This is a genomic window from Shewanella sp. NKUCC05_KAH (assembly GCF_019345585.1).
GTDB classification, from domain to species: Bacteria; Pseudomonadota; Gammaproteobacteria; order Enterobacterales; family Shewanellaceae; genus Shewanella; species Shewanella oncorhynchi.
Genome location: NZ_JAHKQZ010000023.1, coordinates 50,565 through 68,547, shown reverse-complemented (window position 1 = coordinate 68,547; position 17,983 = coordinate 50,565). Strand labels below are relative to the sequence as shown.

At 43.1% G+C, this 17,983-nt stretch carries 19 protein-coding genes; 9 read left to right on the top strand and 10 right to left on the bottom strand.

Translation table 11 applies throughout. From position 1 onward, the window contains the following. Positions 1–48: 48 nt before the first annotated feature. The 5 genes from KO533_RS18820 to KO533_RS18800 all read left to right on the top strand — a co-directional run bounded on the left by KO533_RS18820 (position 49) and on the right by KO533_RS18800 (position 3,583). On the top strand, positions 49–600 hold the full coding sequence (locus tag KO533_RS18820; RefSeq protein WP_028759610.1) for an LON peptidase substrate-binding domain-containing protein: 552 nt from the start codon (positions 49–51) through the stop codon (positions 598–600). A 145-nt stretch (positions 601–745) separates the two neighbouring features. Further along, positions 746–1,408 carry a sigma-70 family RNA polymerase sigma factor gene (locus tag KO533_RS18815; RefSeq protein WP_028759609.1) on the top strand — a complete coding sequence of 221 codons (663 nt, stop codon included), beginning with the start codon at positions 746–748 and terminating at the stop codon, positions 1,406–1,408. Further along, positions 1,401–2,123, top strand: a complete 723-nt coding sequence (locus KO533_RS18810) for a ChrR family anti-sigma-E factor (RefSeq protein WP_212601323.1) — start codon at positions 1,401–1,403, stop codon at positions 2,121–2,123. Before KO533_RS18815 ends, KO533_RS18810 begins: the two co-directional genes overlap by 8 nt. A 725-nt stretch (positions 2,124–2,848) precedes the next feature. Next, a complete protein-coding gene (locus KO533_RS18805; RefSeq protein ID WP_006082106.1) occupies positions 2,849–3,022 on the top strand; it encodes a hypothetical protein in 174 nt (57 codons plus the stop codon). A 300-nt stretch (positions 3,023–3,322) separates the two neighbouring features. Beyond that, on the top strand, positions 3,323–3,583 hold the full coding sequence (locus KO533_RS18800) for a hypothetical protein (protein WP_219255619.1): 261 nt from the start codon (positions 3,323–3,325) through the stop codon (positions 3,581–3,583). Between the two features lie 117 nt (positions 3,584–3,700). Here the strand turns inward: KO533_RS18800 and tnpA are convergent, their stop codons facing one another. The 5 genes from tnpA to KO533_RS18775 form a co-directional block, all read right to left on the bottom strand. Next, positions 3,701–4,138, bottom strand: coding sequence for an IS200/IS605 family transposase (gene tnpA, locus KO533_RS18795; RefSeq protein WP_219255617.1), 438 nt, complete (start codon positions 4,136–4,138; stop codon positions 3,701–3,703). Positions 4,139–4,358: 220 nt separating this feature from the next. Beyond that, positions 4,359–5,831, bottom strand: coding sequence for a nicotinate phosphoribosyltransferase (locus KO533_RS18790; RefSeq protein WP_219255615.1), 1,473 nt, complete (start codon positions 5,829–5,831; stop codon positions 4,359–4,361). 10 nt (positions 5,832–5,841) lie between these two features. Next, positions 5,842–6,765, bottom strand: coding sequence for a ribose-phosphate diphosphokinase (prs, locus tag KO533_RS18785; protein WP_219255613.1), 924 nt, complete (start codon positions 6,763–6,765; stop codon positions 5,842–5,844). Between the two features lie 357 nt (positions 6,766–7,122). After that, complete coding sequence (locus KO533_RS18780; RefSeq protein WP_131525016.1) at positions 7,123–7,836, bottom strand: NUDIX domain-containing protein; 714 nt, start codon at positions 7,834–7,836, stop codon at positions 7,123–7,125. A gap of 81 nt (positions 7,837–7,917) precedes the next feature. Beyond that, a complete protein-coding gene (locus KO533_RS18775) occupies positions 7,918–8,946 on the bottom strand; it encodes a pyridoxal-phosphate dependent enzyme (RefSeq protein WP_219255611.1) in 1,029 nt (342 codons plus the stop codon). Between the two features lie 267 nt (positions 8,947–9,213). Between KO533_RS18775 and KO533_RS18770 the strand changes: the two genes are divergently transcribed. Then, entirely contained in the window at positions 9,214–9,621 is a 408-nt protein-coding gene (locus KO533_RS18770) for a YccF domain-containing protein (RefSeq protein WP_028759602.1), read from the top strand. Positions 9,622–9,656: 35 nt separating this feature from the next. Here the strand turns inward: KO533_RS18770 and KO533_RS18765 are convergent, their stop codons facing one another. The 5 genes from KO533_RS18765 to KO533_RS18745 form a co-directional block, all read right to left on the bottom strand. After that, a complete protein-coding gene (locus KO533_RS18765) occupies positions 9,657–10,547 on the bottom strand; it encodes an alpha/beta hydrolase (RefSeq protein WP_173244230.1) in 891 nt (296 codons plus the stop codon). Continuing rightward, positions 10,544–11,584 (bottom strand): M14 family metallopeptidase, encoded by a 1,041-nt coding sequence (locus KO533_RS18760; RefSeq protein ID WP_168827414.1) that lies wholly within the window; start codon positions 11,582–11,584, stop codon positions 10,544–10,546. The genes KO533_RS18765 and KO533_RS18760 overlap by 4 nt, the downstream gene beginning before the upstream one ends. Before the next feature lie 165 nt (positions 11,585–11,749). Then, on the bottom strand, positions 11,750–12,496 hold the full coding sequence (locus KO533_RS18755) for a transporter substrate-binding domain-containing protein (RefSeq protein ID WP_219255609.1): 747 nt from the start codon (positions 12,494–12,496) through the stop codon (positions 11,750–11,752). 353 nt (positions 12,497–12,849) lie between these two features. Further along, positions 12,850–14,562 carry an AMP-binding protein gene (locus tag KO533_RS18750; protein ID WP_219255607.1) on the bottom strand — a complete coding sequence of 571 codons (1,713 nt, stop codon included), beginning with the start codon at positions 14,560–14,562 and terminating at the stop codon, positions 12,850–12,852. Between the two features lie 139 nt (positions 14,563–14,701). Then, entirely contained in the window at positions 14,702–15,082 is a 381-nt protein-coding gene (locus tag KO533_RS18745) for a DUF6508 domain-containing protein (protein ID WP_219255605.1), read from the bottom strand. A 277-nt stretch (positions 15,083–15,359) separates the two neighbouring features. Here KO533_RS18745 and KO533_RS18740 point away from each other — a divergent pair, with 277 nt between their 5' ends. From KO533_RS18740 to KO533_RS18730, 3 genes are all read left to right on the top strand, one after another. Next, on the top strand, positions 15,360–15,821 hold the full coding sequence (locus tag KO533_RS18740) for an EVE domain-containing protein (protein ID WP_028759596.1): 462 nt from the start codon (positions 15,360–15,362) through the stop codon (positions 15,819–15,821). A gap of 109 nt (positions 15,822–15,930) precedes the next feature. Continuing rightward, positions 15,931–16,269: a hypothetical protein gene (locus tag KO533_RS18735; RefSeq protein WP_168827409.1), complete on the top strand. Its 339-nt coding sequence runs from the start codon at positions 15,931–15,933 to the stop codon at positions 16,267–16,269. Positions 16,270–16,637: 368 nt separating this feature from the next. After that, positions 16,638–17,906, top strand: coding sequence for a hypothetical protein (locus KO533_RS18730; protein WP_219255603.1), 1,269 nt, complete (start codon positions 16,638–16,640; stop codon positions 17,904–17,906). The last annotated feature ends 77 nt before the right edge of the window (positions 17,907–17,983 follow it).

Sequence of the window (17,983 nt, the reverse complement as noted above, 5' to 3'; positions counted from 1 at the left end):
GCCATTATGGTACGTAATGATAGGAACATAAGTTCACCAGAGGCCACGATGAAATTACCTCTTTTTCCATTACCTATTTGTTTATTGCCCGAAGGTTACACGCAACTGCGGGTATTTGAACCTAGATATAAGCGCTTGGTCGCCGAATCATTAAAGTCAGGCCAAGGCTTTGGCTTATGTATGCTTGAAGAGGATGGTAAAACCATTCAGCCCATAGGCACCTTAGTGCATATTATTGATTTTGAAACCTTACCAGACGGACTATTAGGGATCAGTATTCAAGGTTCAAAACGCTTTAAACTTGATAAAATCAGTGTCGAAGCTGATGGTTTAAAGCGCGGAGACGTCAGTTTAATCGACAATTGGCCTGCTGTACGTATTGCGACCGATGAACGTTACTTGAGTCAAATGTTACAAAACATTCTTAAGGAATATCCGCAACATCTCAAGCACTACCAAACAGAACAGTTCGATGATATCGCTTGGGTCTGCCAGCGCTGGCTAGAAATATTACCCGTACAAGCATCCGAAAAGTACACCTGCATTAATGCCTTAGATCATATTATGACCCGAGATCTATTGCGGGCCGTCATTAAATAATGCTGTGAATGATCCTTTATTTAAGCCACTTCGTATTGATTGAAAGTTTGACAACAAAAATGGGCTCAGAAGTGCAACACACTTCTCAATTTTGTCGTTACTGATATCACACTCAGCACTCACGACTGCGATAAGAGCGAAAATAATGGAAAATATTCAATCACAAAGCAGGCAAACTCGGTATCATGTCCCAATCACGTCTCTGACTAATTCGGCTATGGATAACGAAATTCCAGCTTCCCAAACCTGCGAGCCTCAAGCGGATGCTTTAATCACGTTTATGCTACAAGTAGCAGACAACCGAGACAGAGCCGCCTTTGGTCACTTATTCCAGCATTTCATGCCCAAGATCCGAGCCTTTGGTTTACAAAGACTGAATCAACAAGGGTTGGCGATGGATTTAGTACAAGAAACCATGACCAGCGTTTGGACTAAGGCTCATCTATATAATGCAGAAAAAGGGTCAGTGACAACTTGGGTGTTTACCATTATGCGTAATCAATGTTTCGATATGCTTAGACGGGTACAACACAATAGAGAAGATACTTTCGGTGATGATATTTGGCCGCTGTGTGATGCGACCATGGCTCAAGACACACTCACTGATCACAAGTTGACGGCTAAATTACTCCAACATCTTGATGCCCTTCCCATAGCACAAAGACAAGTTGTGCAAGGCATTTACATGCAAGAACTCACTCAACAAGAACTAGCCGATGCCCTAAAGGTACCGATAGGGACCATAAAGTCCCGTTTAAGATTAGGGCTAGAAAAGTTGAAAAGCTTCTTGGAGACACACAATGATTAAGCATCATCCCCAACAAGAATTACTCGTCAGCCATGCCAATGGGAACTTACCTTTATCAATGGCGATAGCAATATCCGCACACTGCGACCTATGTGAGGCTTGTCGTGAGCAGCTTGCCCTATTCACAGAACAAGCTGCAAATTTAGCATTAAATCCTGATGGCGGTCATGCTGCAAATGATACGGGCGAAGAGTTGATGCACAGAGAGTATGTTGAGGTGCAACACTCAGGCGGCAATCAAGAATCGGCATTGGACATTGACGCTATGATGGCGCAAATCATGACTCAACCGGCAGCGACAAATGTGCCTAATAACGCCCCTATCGATGTCGACATAAAGCAACAGCATTACACTGTGCCCTCGGTGTTTCGTCAGCATTTGGCCCGTCCATGGCAAATATTAGGCAAAGTCAGTCGCATGCGTTTTGATGTCGACGAAACGAACACCCGCGCTAGCCTATTGCATATAGATGCCCAAGGTGAAATCCCCCAACATACCCATAAAGGTTATGAACTAACACTATTGCTAGCCGGAGAGTTTTCCGATCTTAATGGTGACTATGTGCCAGGTGATTTTATCGTGCTTGACGGCCAACATCATCACTCACCGAAAACCATTAACGGTTGCTTATGCTACACAGTATTAGATGCACCGCTGCATTTTACCAAAGGTCTGAGTAAGCTACTCAATCCCATAGGTGAACTGATTTATTAAACCTTTTGACTGAGTTTTTAAACAACAGCAAACGCATAGATTCATTTATAAATTCGGTTTAACGAGTCCATTACATAACTGACTACGATTAATCCCATTAAAATGACCTGTTTTAGTGGGATTTTTTATAACATTTACCTATAAAACGGCAATATTAACCTTAGTCAATTACCACAAAAATAAAAACGAACCCATAAATAGGCCTGACAATTCCTCTTTAAATCAAGTAAATAGTCACGAAAGCACACTTTAATTCAACATTAGCAAATAAATAATGACATCGAATAAAAATTAAACTTGCATAAGCCATTTTTATTGATATACTGCACGTCGTTTTGAGATACACCTTGTTGTTTACCTTTTTAACCCAGCCTGATATTTAGCAATCAGAGTTCGGTCCTCATAAAGAAAGCCTACTACAAGCAAAACCCCATAAGCTCAATCATTCGATATCACTAAAATCATGTGGTTATGTCTGTGAACTTACCGTTCTCCTTGTTGTCATAGTATTGTCATTAAGCTATGGTCAACTGGTTGAATCGAGTTATTCCATTGACGTAATCGACAACATGAAATATTTATCGATTAAGCATCTCTTGATTAATGAATCAAAGATGGGGTAACCTCGATACTCAATAGAACGAATCTTTCGCACAATTGCTAAGGATATTTTATAGTTACAACTATCTCACCTATGGGTGAATTAACAAAAAGGAGTGTGGCATATGTCATACAAAATTAATGGACATGAAATTACAGTGAACTTCCCTGTAGATTCAATCTCAGTAAATAAAACCTCAATTGCTTTTACCGATCGTCAAGGTAAAAACAGACAGACTTTTTCTAAACGTACAGAAGCCATCAGCTTTATGAAATGGTTATTGTCCGCGAACAAATAAGTCAAAAAGTAAGTAAAACGATAAGTTAAAAATTAATACCGCAGTACCCGTTTACTCAAGTGTATTTAATCGGTTTCCATTATCTTCGCAGTACCGAGCACTTAAGTAGACTGATAGCCGAATGTCACGAACACGCTATCCTTTTTTACGTCATTATGACGAGCACATTTGGTTCAGGCTGTATCTCTCTCACACAGATACCTGCCGAACCAAATGAGTCAAATCCAGCGTTAGATCACCTCTTTCCATTGCAGCATCCGCTAATATTCATACACATGAATACTGTTCAGCACATCATCTATGCCAAAACCCAATACTCAAATTGCCATGCAAACCTTGATAAACCAGATCAAAGAGACTATTCCACTCAATTTAGAAGAAGCACAACTGTGCCAGGGACAATGTTTAGGTTGTTCGAAGAAAATGCTGGAAATGTTAGATGCCGAAATCAGTTATTGGCAATTTAGTGAGGTGACGCCTAGCCTAAAAGATTTAAAAAACCTCGAAAACATTGGCTGTCGTACCTATAAAATTCTTAAACGGAACCAGTTACTGTCTTAATCGCTTGTATTTGCATTTGACTATTTATGGGGCGTTTTACTTACGCGACTTAAAGTAAAGAATCCGCCTTCTTAGAAGGCGGCTTTGACTTGCCCCTGGAAGGGGCTATTCCAAAAACTACATCATCTGCAACGACAATTGAGCCTCATGTTCCTGATCTTGTTTATCTTGATGGCGCACATATCGTCTAATGATTTCTTCATTAACACCTACTGTATCTACAAAATAACCTCTGGCCCAAAAGCTATTGCCCCATAGCTTTTTACGTACATGAGGGAATTTATTGAATAGCCTTATCGCACTTCTTCCTTTCAATACTCCCATCAGCGTTGATACTGACAGCTTCGGCGGGATTATGACTACCAAGTGAACGTGGTCTATCTGAACGTTTAATTCTAAAACCTCACAACCCTTCATATTGCAAAGGATATAAATTGACCTGTATAACTCCTTACCAAGGTTTCCTTTTAACATTTTAAAACGGTACTTCGGAGTCCAAACAATATGATATTTGCAACGCCAATAAACATGTGATGAACTTCTATAATCGCCCATGCTTTTCGTTTCCTCTTACTTGTGGTGAATAAGAAGTCTCTTTTAGCATGGGCGTAATTCAGGCTATAGCCTCAAGGAACAATCACCACCGCCAGAGGCGGTGGTTTTAGGATGACAATAAATTCAAAACTTAACTGACAATATGACCCTAATAGAAATCACATTGCCAGTTTTATCTTCGCTATTGTCGATAGCCGTTAAAAATCACAAATCGATAGGCTCAACTTCTAGACTCTGCCAACCTTGCGCGAATATCTGCCAAAGAATATTCCGTTAATAGTTCACCATCGGCAAATACGGGAACAAACTCGCAATTGTTGACATCTTGCCAGCTGGCTTGATCTTTAAGATAAAATTGACCCTGCTCATCTTTAAATACCGCTACTAAACCCTTAGCGGATTTTTTAGTGCCATCATCAGTTTTAGGATCTTTAAATATTTCTCTGTCTTTACCATCAACTTTCGCAAAGGTCGCTTTCACGGCATAACCGTCAGTATCTCGGGTCACGTGTTGATAGGTAAAACTGCCTATCCCAAACACAATATTGGTTGACGCAAAACCTTTAGCCTTTAAGCCAGCACAAATGGCTTCAGCACGTTCAATGGTGATTGAATCGCCATAGATCAATCCAACATGGTTATTCAGCGCTTTGTAACCTTTGGCAGTTGTGCTACCCCCAAAGACGTCCCACAGACACTCAATAGCGCCTTTATATTCAGGACTCCCGATTGGTGCTTGTGGATCGCCACAAATGATTTTCACAGGGCAACCCGTATCAGGCCTAAACACCACTTTGCCATCGCGGGCAAGAATGCGGTCTTTTAACGCTAAGGTGAATTCTGTCATCACCTGCCAAAAATCCCAAGAATCTGAAACAATGCTGACAATGCCCGTTGGGTAAATATCTTCAATCAAACGGCGGAACGTCTCTAATTCATTCTCCATGCCACCCGCGCACATGACACTGTGCTCCGTTGCGGGCACACTGCCACCGACAAGTTCTTTATCACTATCGGCAAGGTAATATTGCTCAAGAAAATCAATGGCGGGTATGGTATCAGTCCCAGTAAAACTGAGTAAATGTGCGGCGCCGCTCATTACAGCGGCCTCTGCACCATACATGCCACGGAAACTAAAATCGTGCCCCTGCCAATCAACAAAAGCGATGTCACCATCGGTTTCTAGCGCGTAAGTCTCAAATATTTTGCGGTATTGCAGCGCGGTAGTAGCACTGGTACACATACCCCACACATTAGCAGAAAGGATGGTTTCGAGATAATTGGTCAACCAAAAGAATCGCTCATCAGTATTGTACAAAATCAAGCAAGGCACTTTTAATGGATACACAGAGCCTTCAGGTAATGCCATAATTTTAATTGGTAAATAGCCTAAATCATGCAACTCCTCAATATGCTGAGTACCCACATTATTTGGCCCGAGATAGTTATTGATACGGCGGGAGAATTGACGAATGACCTGAACTTTGGGTTGTTGAAAGAAATCACGGTTCCAACTGTCAATCAAGAAATGCTTGATAAAATATTGCAAGCCAAAAAACACCATTTGGTCAGTGTAACCACGACGGGATTTACGGGCGGTCAGGTTACTAAAAATCACCTGAGTATTATTGGGATATTGACGACGATGGTCGACTTTGTAGCCATCAATGGCGGTAACAGGATTCAAGTACATAATATTTTCCTTAATGATTCATATAACTCAAAACAGCATGGCAATGACAGAACTCGCTCGAAATATGTGTGGGGACACCTAAACTATCGGTACAAAATAATCTGTCTATGCCCGACTCTCGCAGTACCAACTCGCTGGCCTTATCTTCATAATGTGACACGATCAAAATAACGCTTTGGGCTCCCTTTTGCTTTAATTTGATGGCAAGTTCAATAAAGGTTCTGCCACCCGCGCAAATGTCGTCAACGATTAAGCAGGTTTTACCCGATAAGTCATCACAGAACACTTCGGTAGCGATAATATGGCCATTGACCACATCACGATGTTTATCGGCCCTGATCACCGGCATTCCCTGTAACGCTTTAGCTAAGCCGAATACTTTTTTATTCGCCCCCGCATCGGGCGAGACTAACACTAGCTCATCCGATAATTGGGCAGTGATAGCGGCGACAAAGCTGTGATTGTCTATAACCTGAACTCGGTCTAACAATGCGGCGGTGACATCGCTGTGAGGGTCAAATACAGTGACCGAAGCATATTGCTGCTGATTAATCAGGCTAGCATAGACTTTTACCGACAAGGCCTCACCGGCATTACACACCCTATCTTGGCGAGCGCCCGGCATATAAGGCAGTAGCAAATTAATTTGCTCGGCACCACTGCGACGTAATGCATCAGTTAACAACAAGAGCTGCATGATGGAATGATCGCCCCGATAACTGAAAAAGATCGTTACTCGTTTAGCAGGAGGAACAAGTATTTGAACATGATTCTCCCCCGCACCAAATTGAAATAAGCGGTAGTGAGTCTCATCGCTAGCTGCGGGTAACCGATAAAAATCGGCTTGCGAACATTGAGCGTGAGAAGCATCTTGAGACGTTTGAATACGTTGAGACGTTTGAATACGTTGAGACGCTTGAATACGTTGAGACATAGTAACCTCCTGTCTGTGGCAAGATTGCCGAAATTGACGGCGCCCTTGTTGTCTACATGAACAATAGTGTCTTAAAGACATTATTGTGTAAAGTTGATTTTTAGACTATTTCAGACGGAGCAACCTAAAATGTTATGCTTAAATGACATATAGTGTCCTTTAGACACTATAAATGGGCGCGACAACTAAGAAGCTACAATATGGGTATCGAGTAATATAAGAACCGGAGACATTAGGACAAAATCAGTAATTAAACAGTCTTTACTGATTCAAAGTCACCATGAATAAGGCATAACCAGTCGCCGTAACTCATATTGAGCAAGGCGAATATCTGGCCTAAATCCACATTCACTGTGATCAACATTCTAAATTTCTTAAGAAGCGATACGATGCGGTATTGGGTTTCAAGCGGTATAAATTAGCAGGACGACCACGTTCGGTGCGCTTTAATCCCGTATCGATCAATAAATCGGCCTGTTCAACCCGCCGACGAAAAGATTTACCTTGGATAGGCTTGCCCAGCAAAACCTCATGAACATGCTGCAGTTCTGGCAAGGTAAAAGGTTCAGACAGTGCAAATCCTGGCACTAAAGAATATAAGGCTTTTTGTGTTAAGCGTTCCCGCGCTTGCTCAATTAACTGCAGATGATCAAACGCCAAGGGCATCTGCAACACATCTGCTAATGGCCACCACTTAACATCACTCACTGAATCAATCTGGATTTGGCAAGCTTGATAACTCATCAAGGCGGTATAACACACAGTCACAGACCAGCCTCTTACATCGCGACCACGATTACCCACAGTGCATAGCTGCTCAATATAAGGTGGCACTACCGCGGTTTTCTCATGCAGTTTACGTAATACAGTTTGCTCAAGGGATTGGTCGCAATTTTCATCGATAAACCCTCCAGGTAATCCCCATAAACCTAAAAATGGATGATTTGAGCGTTGTACTAAGAGTACTTTAAGTTGCTGATCGTGATAGGTAAACAATACGGCATCCACTGTCAGTAGCTGAGCCTTAAAAACCTTAGGATCGTAATTGGCGAGATATTCCGCTTCAGTCATTGATATTTCTCATCGTTCCAAATCATCAGCTTAACTTAGCATTACACAGCTTCAAACATATTATGTCTTAGCGTCACTAAGTCAATGATCAGAGGCACAGGATGAGCCACTTTGCCCAAATTTACGCTGATAACGTGGCAACATGGTCTCGTTCCCGAGTAAGCCACCTTGGTGGATATACATCACAGGACCTGGTTCACTACGTTGTAAATAATCTTCAAGCACAATAAAACCTAAGGGATCGTAGAGTACTTCAAACTGCACGCCTGAGGCGCAGACCCGCTGCCACATGGCATAAAATTCCGGATAAAGTTTACCAAAATGATATTTCTTGCCGACATTAACAATCTGTGGATGCTCACTGGTATTGGTATTAAGCAACGAAAATTGCAAGCGCAAATAATCATCGCCCCCCACCACGGCGCAAGTCACGACGCGAATAGCCGTTTGCTGACGGATAAAATACTGATTTAAAAATAACGCTGTCGTTCCCGTCCCCGAAGGTAAAAATACCGTTAAATCAACCAATCCATTCGCCTTCGCAAACTGTACTATCTCTTGCGCCAATCTATTTATCCCGTATTCGGCGTAAGCACAGCGCCCCCCCTCTGGAATAAAAAGCGCCGTCGGCTCATTCACGAGTACTTGAGCCTCTATATAATCAGGGCAACTCAGTCGCACATCGCCCACTTGCGCAGTAGGCTCAGGACTAGCCTTAAGATTTGATAAAACGTGAGGTTCAGATTGCGACTGAGTGCACGCCTGCTTTTGTGCTATTAACACACTTAAATCGATAATATTAGCGCCATTCGCTAAAGCGGCAGCGTAATTGCCCGTAGGATGTTTAACCACTTGACTGGCAATATGATCTACATAAAAATCACATTGCCAGCCTTTCATCTTCGCTAATGTTGACAATGAATACAGTGAGTTAGCCAATGGCGAGCCGTGACCTATCACCTTGCTGATGCCTGCAAACTCATGATCTAAAAAATAGCCGAATTTGCGAGCTTTATTGCCACTAAACGCCGGATGCAGTAAATCATCACGTTTTAGGAATATGTCTCTGCCAGCAAAGGCAAATGTATCGACAGGGGAATTTGCAAACATCAAGCTACTCAAACGATTAAATTCTCTGGTTTTTAAACCAGTTAAGGGAAGGCTAGTGTAACTCCGCCCTTCCTGTTACGCCCTTAAGAAATTATCAATTTGGCGAAAAACTAGTGAAAATGACACATGAATCTCGAATACATATAATTAACCAATTGATTATGAACAATTTAAATAGTTGGCATAGTTATCGCTTAGACATTGACATATATTCAATTTATCGAAGCTAACGATAAAGGCTAACAGGGTAAACATAAGGAGCTTTCAATGGCTGTATTACGCTTAATATTCAACATAGCTTGGTTTGTACTCGGCGGATTTGTGATGGGACTCGCTTGGTGGCTCGCAGGTATCCTGTGTTTTATCAGTATCATTGGTATTCCCTTCGGCCGCGCCTGTTTTGTTATCGGCGAAATGACCTTTTGGCCCTTCGGCCAAGAACAAATGAACCGTCGCCACTTAACTGGACGTGAAGACTTGGGCACAGGTGCATTAGGCATGGTAGGAAATATCATTTGGTTCTTACTGTTTGGGATCTGGTTAGCCATAGGGCATTTGGTCCACGCCTTAGCTTGTTTTGTGACGATTATCGGTATTCCCTTTGGGATACAGCATCTTAAGTTGGCTTTACTCAGCCTCACACCGATAGGCCAAACCGTAGTGGCTAAAGCTTAATAAGACAATGCGTTAACTGCGCTATTCACTCTCGATTATTTGGTTTCAAGAGTGGATAGCGCTTTGTCATCCCATACAGTAAATATCGCTTCGTTTAAGGCTATTTCTTCCTCCAATAAATCGTTGCAATCATATTGAGTATTGGCAGGCTCACTATCCACAGAAAACTGCACTTGCGGCTTAGTCGCCCCCACAATGTCCAACAGATAATGCGCCAGTTTTGCGGGTGCATCTATAGCTGCATCGTGACCGCAATACGCGAGTACAATCAAATCGGTGTAAAAATGCCGTGCTAGCGCCTTACTCGATGCCATACTCACCAGCGCATCACGGTCACCGCAGAGCACAGTTATCGGTACTTCCACTGTCAATGGACATTGGTATTGAAAAGCCGCCCAAAGTTGTCGCCCTACATTGCGTCTACTTGGTGTGGTATCGCGGCGAAACTCACTCCACTTGACAATTAAATCTCGGTCTCGCCGATGACGAAAACTGGTTAAACGCACTATAGTCGACTCGATTGGATGTAAAGCGTTACCCCGAGCCCGCATGAAAAAAGCCTTCAATGCATTCAGCGGATTAAATCTTTGATACCAATACGATAAATTCGCCGCACTGCTGTTTAATACAAAGGCATGTCTTATCTGCCAAGGTCGCTGGCATGCCATTTCCAACGCCAACATACCGCCCATAGACAAGCCGAGGAGATAAATAGTCTCCCCTTCCTGTACCTGCTCATCCAATTGCTGCCACACGGCATAGGCATAATCAGCAATCTTAAGCGGACTTAATTCGTGGGATAGCGTCCCATTGCCCGGAAGATCCGGTGTCAGCACTCGCAATCCCTTTTGTCGCAGACGCTGATCGAAACCATTCCAATGGCGCTGATCACGCATTAATCCCCTTAATAACACCCAAGTGGTCATGACTGAGACTCCCGATACCAATAATGCCGCGCACGCTCTGTCAGCTCAGTCAAACGTTCAGGTGTTAACTGCTCTAACGATTGGGCATAGGCCGCTTCCATCATAAATTGCATGAGTACTGTATGCCTGCGTAAAATCCTGTGGTGACGATGTGTTTTTTGTGGATTAAAAAAGCCAGCAAAATTAAATATTTGTCTAGGATTCTTCTTTATCCATGCCCAAGATCCCATCTCTAATGTCAAAGGTAAAAATGGCACCTGAGCAGAAGGATCAGCCACTTGGTGCTGGCGATAGAGATAATCCCAAATATCACCATGAGTGCGATAAAACTGGCTCTGCGGCGCGAGTCGATAATGGCCGTGATGGGGATAACTCTGTTCAAACAATTGTTTTAGATGAAAAATATAATTGGCATTTTCGAAGGCGGTACGGGTATGGGCGTAGGGGAACCAGATATGATCACTCAAACCAAATCCCGAGTGGGCATCGAGCGAAATCAAACTTGTGCTGCGACTCAACAGTTGTTGTACATAGGCAACTAAGCCCGCAGTTTCCAGCTCCATTCCCCCAATACCGCGATACCAGGGCAGCCGTGACGATATACGCTGTCCTCCCACCATAAAGGACACTTTTTCACGGGATTCTATTGGAGCGTTACGCATCAAATCTACTTGATTACCATTGCCCCGCGTTCCCATGAATAACCCAACAGGATTCACTACAGGTACAAAAGCTAACCGCAGGCCCGTTAGCATCTGTTGTAGGTGTTTATCCCAAACAAGCCGCTGCAATAAACTGTTTAACAATGCCAAAATAACTTGAGATCCAATACGTTCAACCCCATGCACGCCACCCACAAAGAGCACTGTCGGACAAGGCGTATCTGTACCACCTAACTCAACACTGTAAAGGGGGAAATGCTCTTGGCGGAATGGAATGTCGGCAAGGATCTGATAATCTAACTTAAGATGATGAGTATCAATGAGTTGCTGCAGCGTATCTAACTCAAATGGAAGCTCAAAAGGAAGTTTCTTCATGTCACCTTAATCAATAAAATGAGAGAACAACTCATGCCGTTAAAGTGATACTAATAGTGAACAAAGACAAAATGATGACAAACTGCATATCAGAAGTGACTTTACGGGGAAATAAGCGGAAAAATAGCGAGTAAAACAAAGAATAAACTATCCTAAAACCCTACATTAGTCTTCACGATAAAGTAGCTCTCCAATGATGGTTTCTACGTCAACCTGCGCTAAACCTTGGTCAACAATATCTCGCCAACGCCGTCCCTCTTCTGTATTACGAAACGCGATATAGAGCTGCTTATTCGCCAGAATTTGCCGATTGATTTGCAACTTTGTCGCCAGCGGCTGTAAGGGCTTTTGCTTGAGTAAATAGTGCAGAACGTTGACATCAATCACCGCGGCATCAATCCGACCTGCGGCAACTTTTTTAACATTATGCTCATCCGAAGTCACAGCTTCAGTCCGCTGTACACCGGAAACGATCATGCGATCTAAGGCCTGAGTATTCACATAATCTTTCACCACACCTAAGGTATAGCGATTAAGATCTTCAATATAATTCCAACTTACTGGATGGGACTTTTGCTCCACCAGCCCCAATGGGCTTTCGCCAATCGGTTTTGAAAAGATAAACTTTTCAGTCTCTACATAGTATTCAGGAAAATAGCCTATGTAGTCAGAGTTCGGCATAGTCGTAAGTTTGACAGCGCGGCTCCACGGATAGAAATCCACGTCTAATTGGTGTCCCATGACGTTCAACGCCGCCCGTACCACGGCAATACTGGCACCCTGCTCCATTAATTGCTCTCCTGAGTAAGGCGGCCAAAGTAAAGATGTGAGCATTAAGGTGTCCGCTTTAGCTTCGCTTAATCCCATAAAGGAAAGACAATACACAAGGAGCATTGAACGCCATCGAACCATTTAGTACTCCTTTGCCTGCATGGATTTACGACTACATCATCGACAACTTAACGCTTTCGTTTTTATCTGCCGAGATTTTATGACTGGTTAGATTTTATGACTAGTTTTAGTATAGCTATCAAGCCACAGCGGGGAAGTGAAGTTTTGTTACAATTAGAATAACGACATTAGCAGCGAAAGCTAACTCAAAGTGCAGCTTGACTTGATGATATGACTCGCCGACTTTTTCATTAGCCAATTAGCTTGTTCGTTTATCTGCTAACCGAAATAGCTAGACAGAATAAAATTCAAGCCGCATTGCGCGGCTTGGAAGTCAAATATCAATAGTATTAATCAACTCAAAGCCAAATGACTTAAGCATTAATATCTTCATATAACTCTTGATACATCAGCTCACGCATTTTGAATTTCTGAATTTTTCCCGTCACTGTCATTGGATACTGATCCACAAACTTGATGTAGCGCGGCACTTTAAAGTAGGCGAATTTCTCGGTGAGAAAATGACGAATATCAGCCTCTGTAATCGCGGCTCCTGAGCGGACTTTGATCCAAGCACACACTTCCTCGCCGTATTTATCGCTTTGAACGCCAAAGACCGCCGCATCCTGCACATCTTTATGGGTGTAAAGTTTCTCTTCAATCTCACGGGGATAAATATTCTCGCCGCCGCGAATAATCATATCTTTAATGCGCCCCACAATTTGCACATAACCTTGCTCATCCATTTGGCCAATATCGCCCGAATGTAGCCAGCCTTGACTGTCTATGGTTGCCGCCGTTTTATCAGGATCATTCCAATAACACTGCATAATGCAGTAACCGCGACTACAAACTTCACCGGGTTGATTAATTGGCAGCACTTCGCCAAATTCATCGACAATTTTCACTTCGGTATGGGGCAAAGCACGGCCAACGGTGAGCACACGTTTCTCTACGGGTGAGTCGATTTCAGTAATGTGATTGAGCGGACTGCATTCGGTCTGTCCATAACCAATCAGCACTTCCTTCATATACATCAGGTTTTGTACACGTCGCATCACTTCTTCAGGACAAGTTGCCCCCGCCATCACGCCGGTACGTAAGGAACTCAAATCAAAACGAGCAAACTCTGGGTGTTCCAACTCGGCAATAAACATGGTCGGTACGCCATGCAAAGCGGTGCAACGCTCTTGCTCAATCACTTGCAATGTCGTCAGTGGATCGAAGGATTCTCCGGGGAACACAGCAGTTGCGCCTTTGGCTAAGCAAACTAAACTGCCGAGTACCATGCCAAAACAATGGTATAAAGGCACTGGAATACAGAGTTTATCGTGACAGGTAAACTTCATCGCCTCTGCGACTAAATAGCCATTATTCAATATGTTATGATGGGATAAGGTCGCACCTTTCGGGCTGCCCGTCGTGCCAGAGGTAAACTGGATATTAATCGCATCGTACGGGCTTAATTCCTTAGCAATACTCTTGAGCATTATCCTGTCAGCGGCGGTCACATCAACGATCAAGTCATCAAAATTCAACATACCGACGGATTTCTCTGCGCCCATACGGATCACAAATTCAAGCTCAGGTACGGCTTTAGCTTGTAATTTACCCGAGGGACAAGAGGTTAGCTCAGGTGCCAATTCATATAGCATCTCAAGATAATTGCTGGATTTAAACTTATCAGCACAAATTACCGCGCGGCAACCCACGTTACTCAGCGCGTATTGCAACTCTTCAGGACGATACGCAGGATTAATACACACCATGATGGCGCCAATTTTAGCGGTCGCATATTGGGTTAAACACCACTCGATATTGTTAGGCGACCAAATTCCTACCCTATCACCGGACTTAATACCGAGTTTTAATAGTCCTGTGGCGAGCGCATCGATTTGGGCAAGATATTGGCGGTAATTCCAGCGGATATGTTGATGGTGAACGACGACAGCTAATTGTTCGGGATACGTTGCCGCAATCTCATCAAGATATTGACCTATGGTCTTCTCAACGAGTTTCGGTGATGACTCGCCTCTAAACTCGCTAGCATTGAGCGGGCTTATAACTTGGCTTGTAGGAACTGACATTAAGGCCTCCGTGCATTTATTATTATGGTTAGCGAGGTCCAAACTAACCAATCCACGGATCATGTCACAAGTAAAAAAGCACTTTATTAGACTAAAGAGTAAGACAAACTATTAGATAACAATCCATTAAAGCCCAGTGCTAACGGCTGATAAACTCAAAATGAGCACTCGACTTAGGCACATTTAAGCTTTGTAACCGCTCAACAATGGCCAGTAACACCCCTTGGCGACGCATATTTTCTAACACGCCGGGGCTAAAAACCTCGAGTCGCGTCATGGCCGTCAACAGCAACTTACATTGTGCGATACTAGCATCACGAATATAGGCAGGTTTATCGACTAAGTAACTGTTGTTATACCAATAGTCCCAAGTGAAATTAGCCAATAACCAACCTTGCGTTGTCAGGTCATTAATAAATTCCAGCATTCGCTCATGACTTAAGATCACATCACCCGCCGTAAAATCCTTAAGATATTTAGTGTATAAACCACAATCGGATGTCATTGTTAAAGTCCCCATAACACACCTCACAGGTTTTGGTTGCCTCTGCTGCCACAACTTGTACGACACCAGTCACAAACCGAGATCGAATTTGACGCTTTGCCTTAGAAACGAGAATTTGCATAAGGCATACCAAATAAGATTACTGTCAACAGGCTAAGCCACGTTATCTGAACGGAAACTTAATCAAACTCACAATATTTGATATGGGTGACGAACTGGGGTATTCGACAAAATTCAGATAAACTCAGCGGTATTGAAGCGCTTAACGGCAACTATGAGTAAAGGAAACAAGATGAACTACTGGCTTATGAAATCGGAACCCGACGAATTTAGCATAGATGATCTTAAGGCTTGCCCTAACCAAACTGAAGCTTGGCATGGGATCCGTAATTATCAGGCGCGTAACTTTATGCGCGATGAGATGCAGATTGGCGACAAGGTATTTTTTTACCATTCAAGCTGCAAAGTGCCCGGTATTGTCGGTATCGCTGAAGTTGTGACCAATGCGTATCCCGACAGCACGGCCTTCGATCCAGAATCGAAGTATTTTGACCCTAAGTCAGATCCAACCAAACCAAGATGGCTACGAGTAGATATCCGCTTTGTCAAAAAATTTAACGAGATTATTCCCTTAAGTTTGATAAAAAGTTTACCCCAACTGGCGGACATGTATTTAGTCTCTAAGGGGTCAAGACTCAGTATCCAACCTGTGACCGCCGAACAATGGCAAGCCGTACTCATGTTAACCCGCTAGAAAGCAATCTTGAACCAGAACGTTCAGCTATAGTTCATTTCGCATCGCCTATTGTTGGCCACATCCAGCATTGGACACAACATCAACTCAATGCCCCTTAGGAGTACAGATGAATAAATTGACCTCAGTGGTAATCACAGGACTTGTCCTCAGCTTAACGATGTCCATCTCAACCTTTGCTAAAGATGACCATGAGCACCACAAAAAGGATAAAAGTCTACCGCCGGGATTACAGAAAAAAGTTGACCAAGGTCAGCCACTGCCACCCGGTTGGCAGAAAAAACTCCACCGTGGTGATGTGCTTGAGCATGATATTTATGATCGCGGCCGCATCGTAGTGCCCTTAGACAGAGATGGCATCATTAGCATTCAAGTCGAAGGTGCACTAATCAAACTCGATAATAACAGCCGTAAAATCCTCGATATCGTCAATATCATTACCGATTAACTTCCCATGGCAAAATGGCATTTATAACTGACACTTTTACAACTACGCCCAGCGCTTATCTGGGCGTTGAGTACTTCTTAATACTGCTTTGATCTATCAAAAAACGTTGTCTGTAAGACAATTTATCATCCCAGTCCTCACTCAATAACGTTCTAACTTACAATAAAGCAACATATTGATATTTATCATATCTTTACTATCTGGCTATTGGTCGTAAATTGGCTAAATGCTAGACTCATGCAGGGTGAAAAGATATCGAACAGAACAAGATAAGTGTCACCTAAAAATACTCATGCGGCTAAGGCAAAATCTTAATTGAATTCATAGCATCCCGATAATGACCGTAGACTAACGCTGGATTTTTGATAATGGAAAACACCTCACTTCAACGGGTTAAGCAGGCAATTATTGCGGGGTTCTGGGCATCACTCGCCAGTATTTCTGTGGGTTTTCTATTTAAACTCTGGCTAGCACAATGGGTTGCCAAAGCCGATCTAGCGCTCTATCACACAGTGATCGACATTATCTCACTGTCGCTAATCCTAATGACGGGATTTCGCTCCTCTATGGTGGTGACCTACTCCCAGACCAAGCAAGATGTGGATATTACCAATATATTCCGCTACAGCTTGATCGCTATGGTATTACTGACATGGGGCTTAGTTTTACCCTATATCAAACACAAACTTCAGCTCAATGTAGAATATTTTCAATTGGTTGGGATTATTCTGAGTATGGGGCTCAAGGTCTATTTTACCAATCAAATTGCCATGTACCGGCTATATGCCATCTCCAATAGAGTCACTTGGTTAGAGCCGCTCGCGCAAGTGACTAGCTTTTTATTATGTTTCTACGGCTTAAAACAAACCGCCATTGCATCACTCTTTTACAGCATGACACTGTCATCGCTCATCGTTGCCTTATATATGTACTTAAAACGGCGCAAAGATATTGCCACTCCGCCCTTAAGTGCAGTGCATTTTGATACGGGTTTACGCAGTTTTATGAAGAAAAGCCTGACGGCGTCCATGGAAGCGGGGGCCAGTATCTTGATGATTTACATCACCGTACTGCTGACTATTGCCTATTTCAGCATAGATGAACTGGGTGATTTCCAAGTGGTGGTGCGGCCGATGATCACTTACCTCACCCTGCTTTTTGTCTTTCCCATCTACCGGTTTGTACTGCCCGAAGTCGCAGTGTGCGTACGAGAAAAACGCTTTGACGAAGTCCAACAAATTAAATCATGGCTGACGAAAGTTTCTTTGTGGATCAGCGGTATTTTTTTTGTCGTTATGGTTTTTGCGAGCAAGCCGTTAGTCGCTTGGTTATTCCCCGAGCAATACATTAAAGCGGCCCCAGTATTAATGCATTTCTCCATGTTTTTTATATTTATGATGCTCAATGGCTACCAGCTAGCTTATATCAAAGCTCATGGCTACTTTACTCAAAGCCTACTTATTCGCCTTGCTGGTATCGCAGTACTGGTCGGTACTTTCTACGCTTACCGCCTGTATACGGAGAATGTCGTCGCGGTGATTTTAGCCTTAGGCACGGGCTATTTGATGATGTATCTCATATCTAAACTAATTGAAAGACGCATTCAACAAAGCCTTAACAACGGCGAAAATGCTTAAAACAATAAAGGAAATGACAGGTTTCAACTAAAAAGGCATCCCAGAGGATAGTCTGGAATGCCTTAACAGGAGACAGC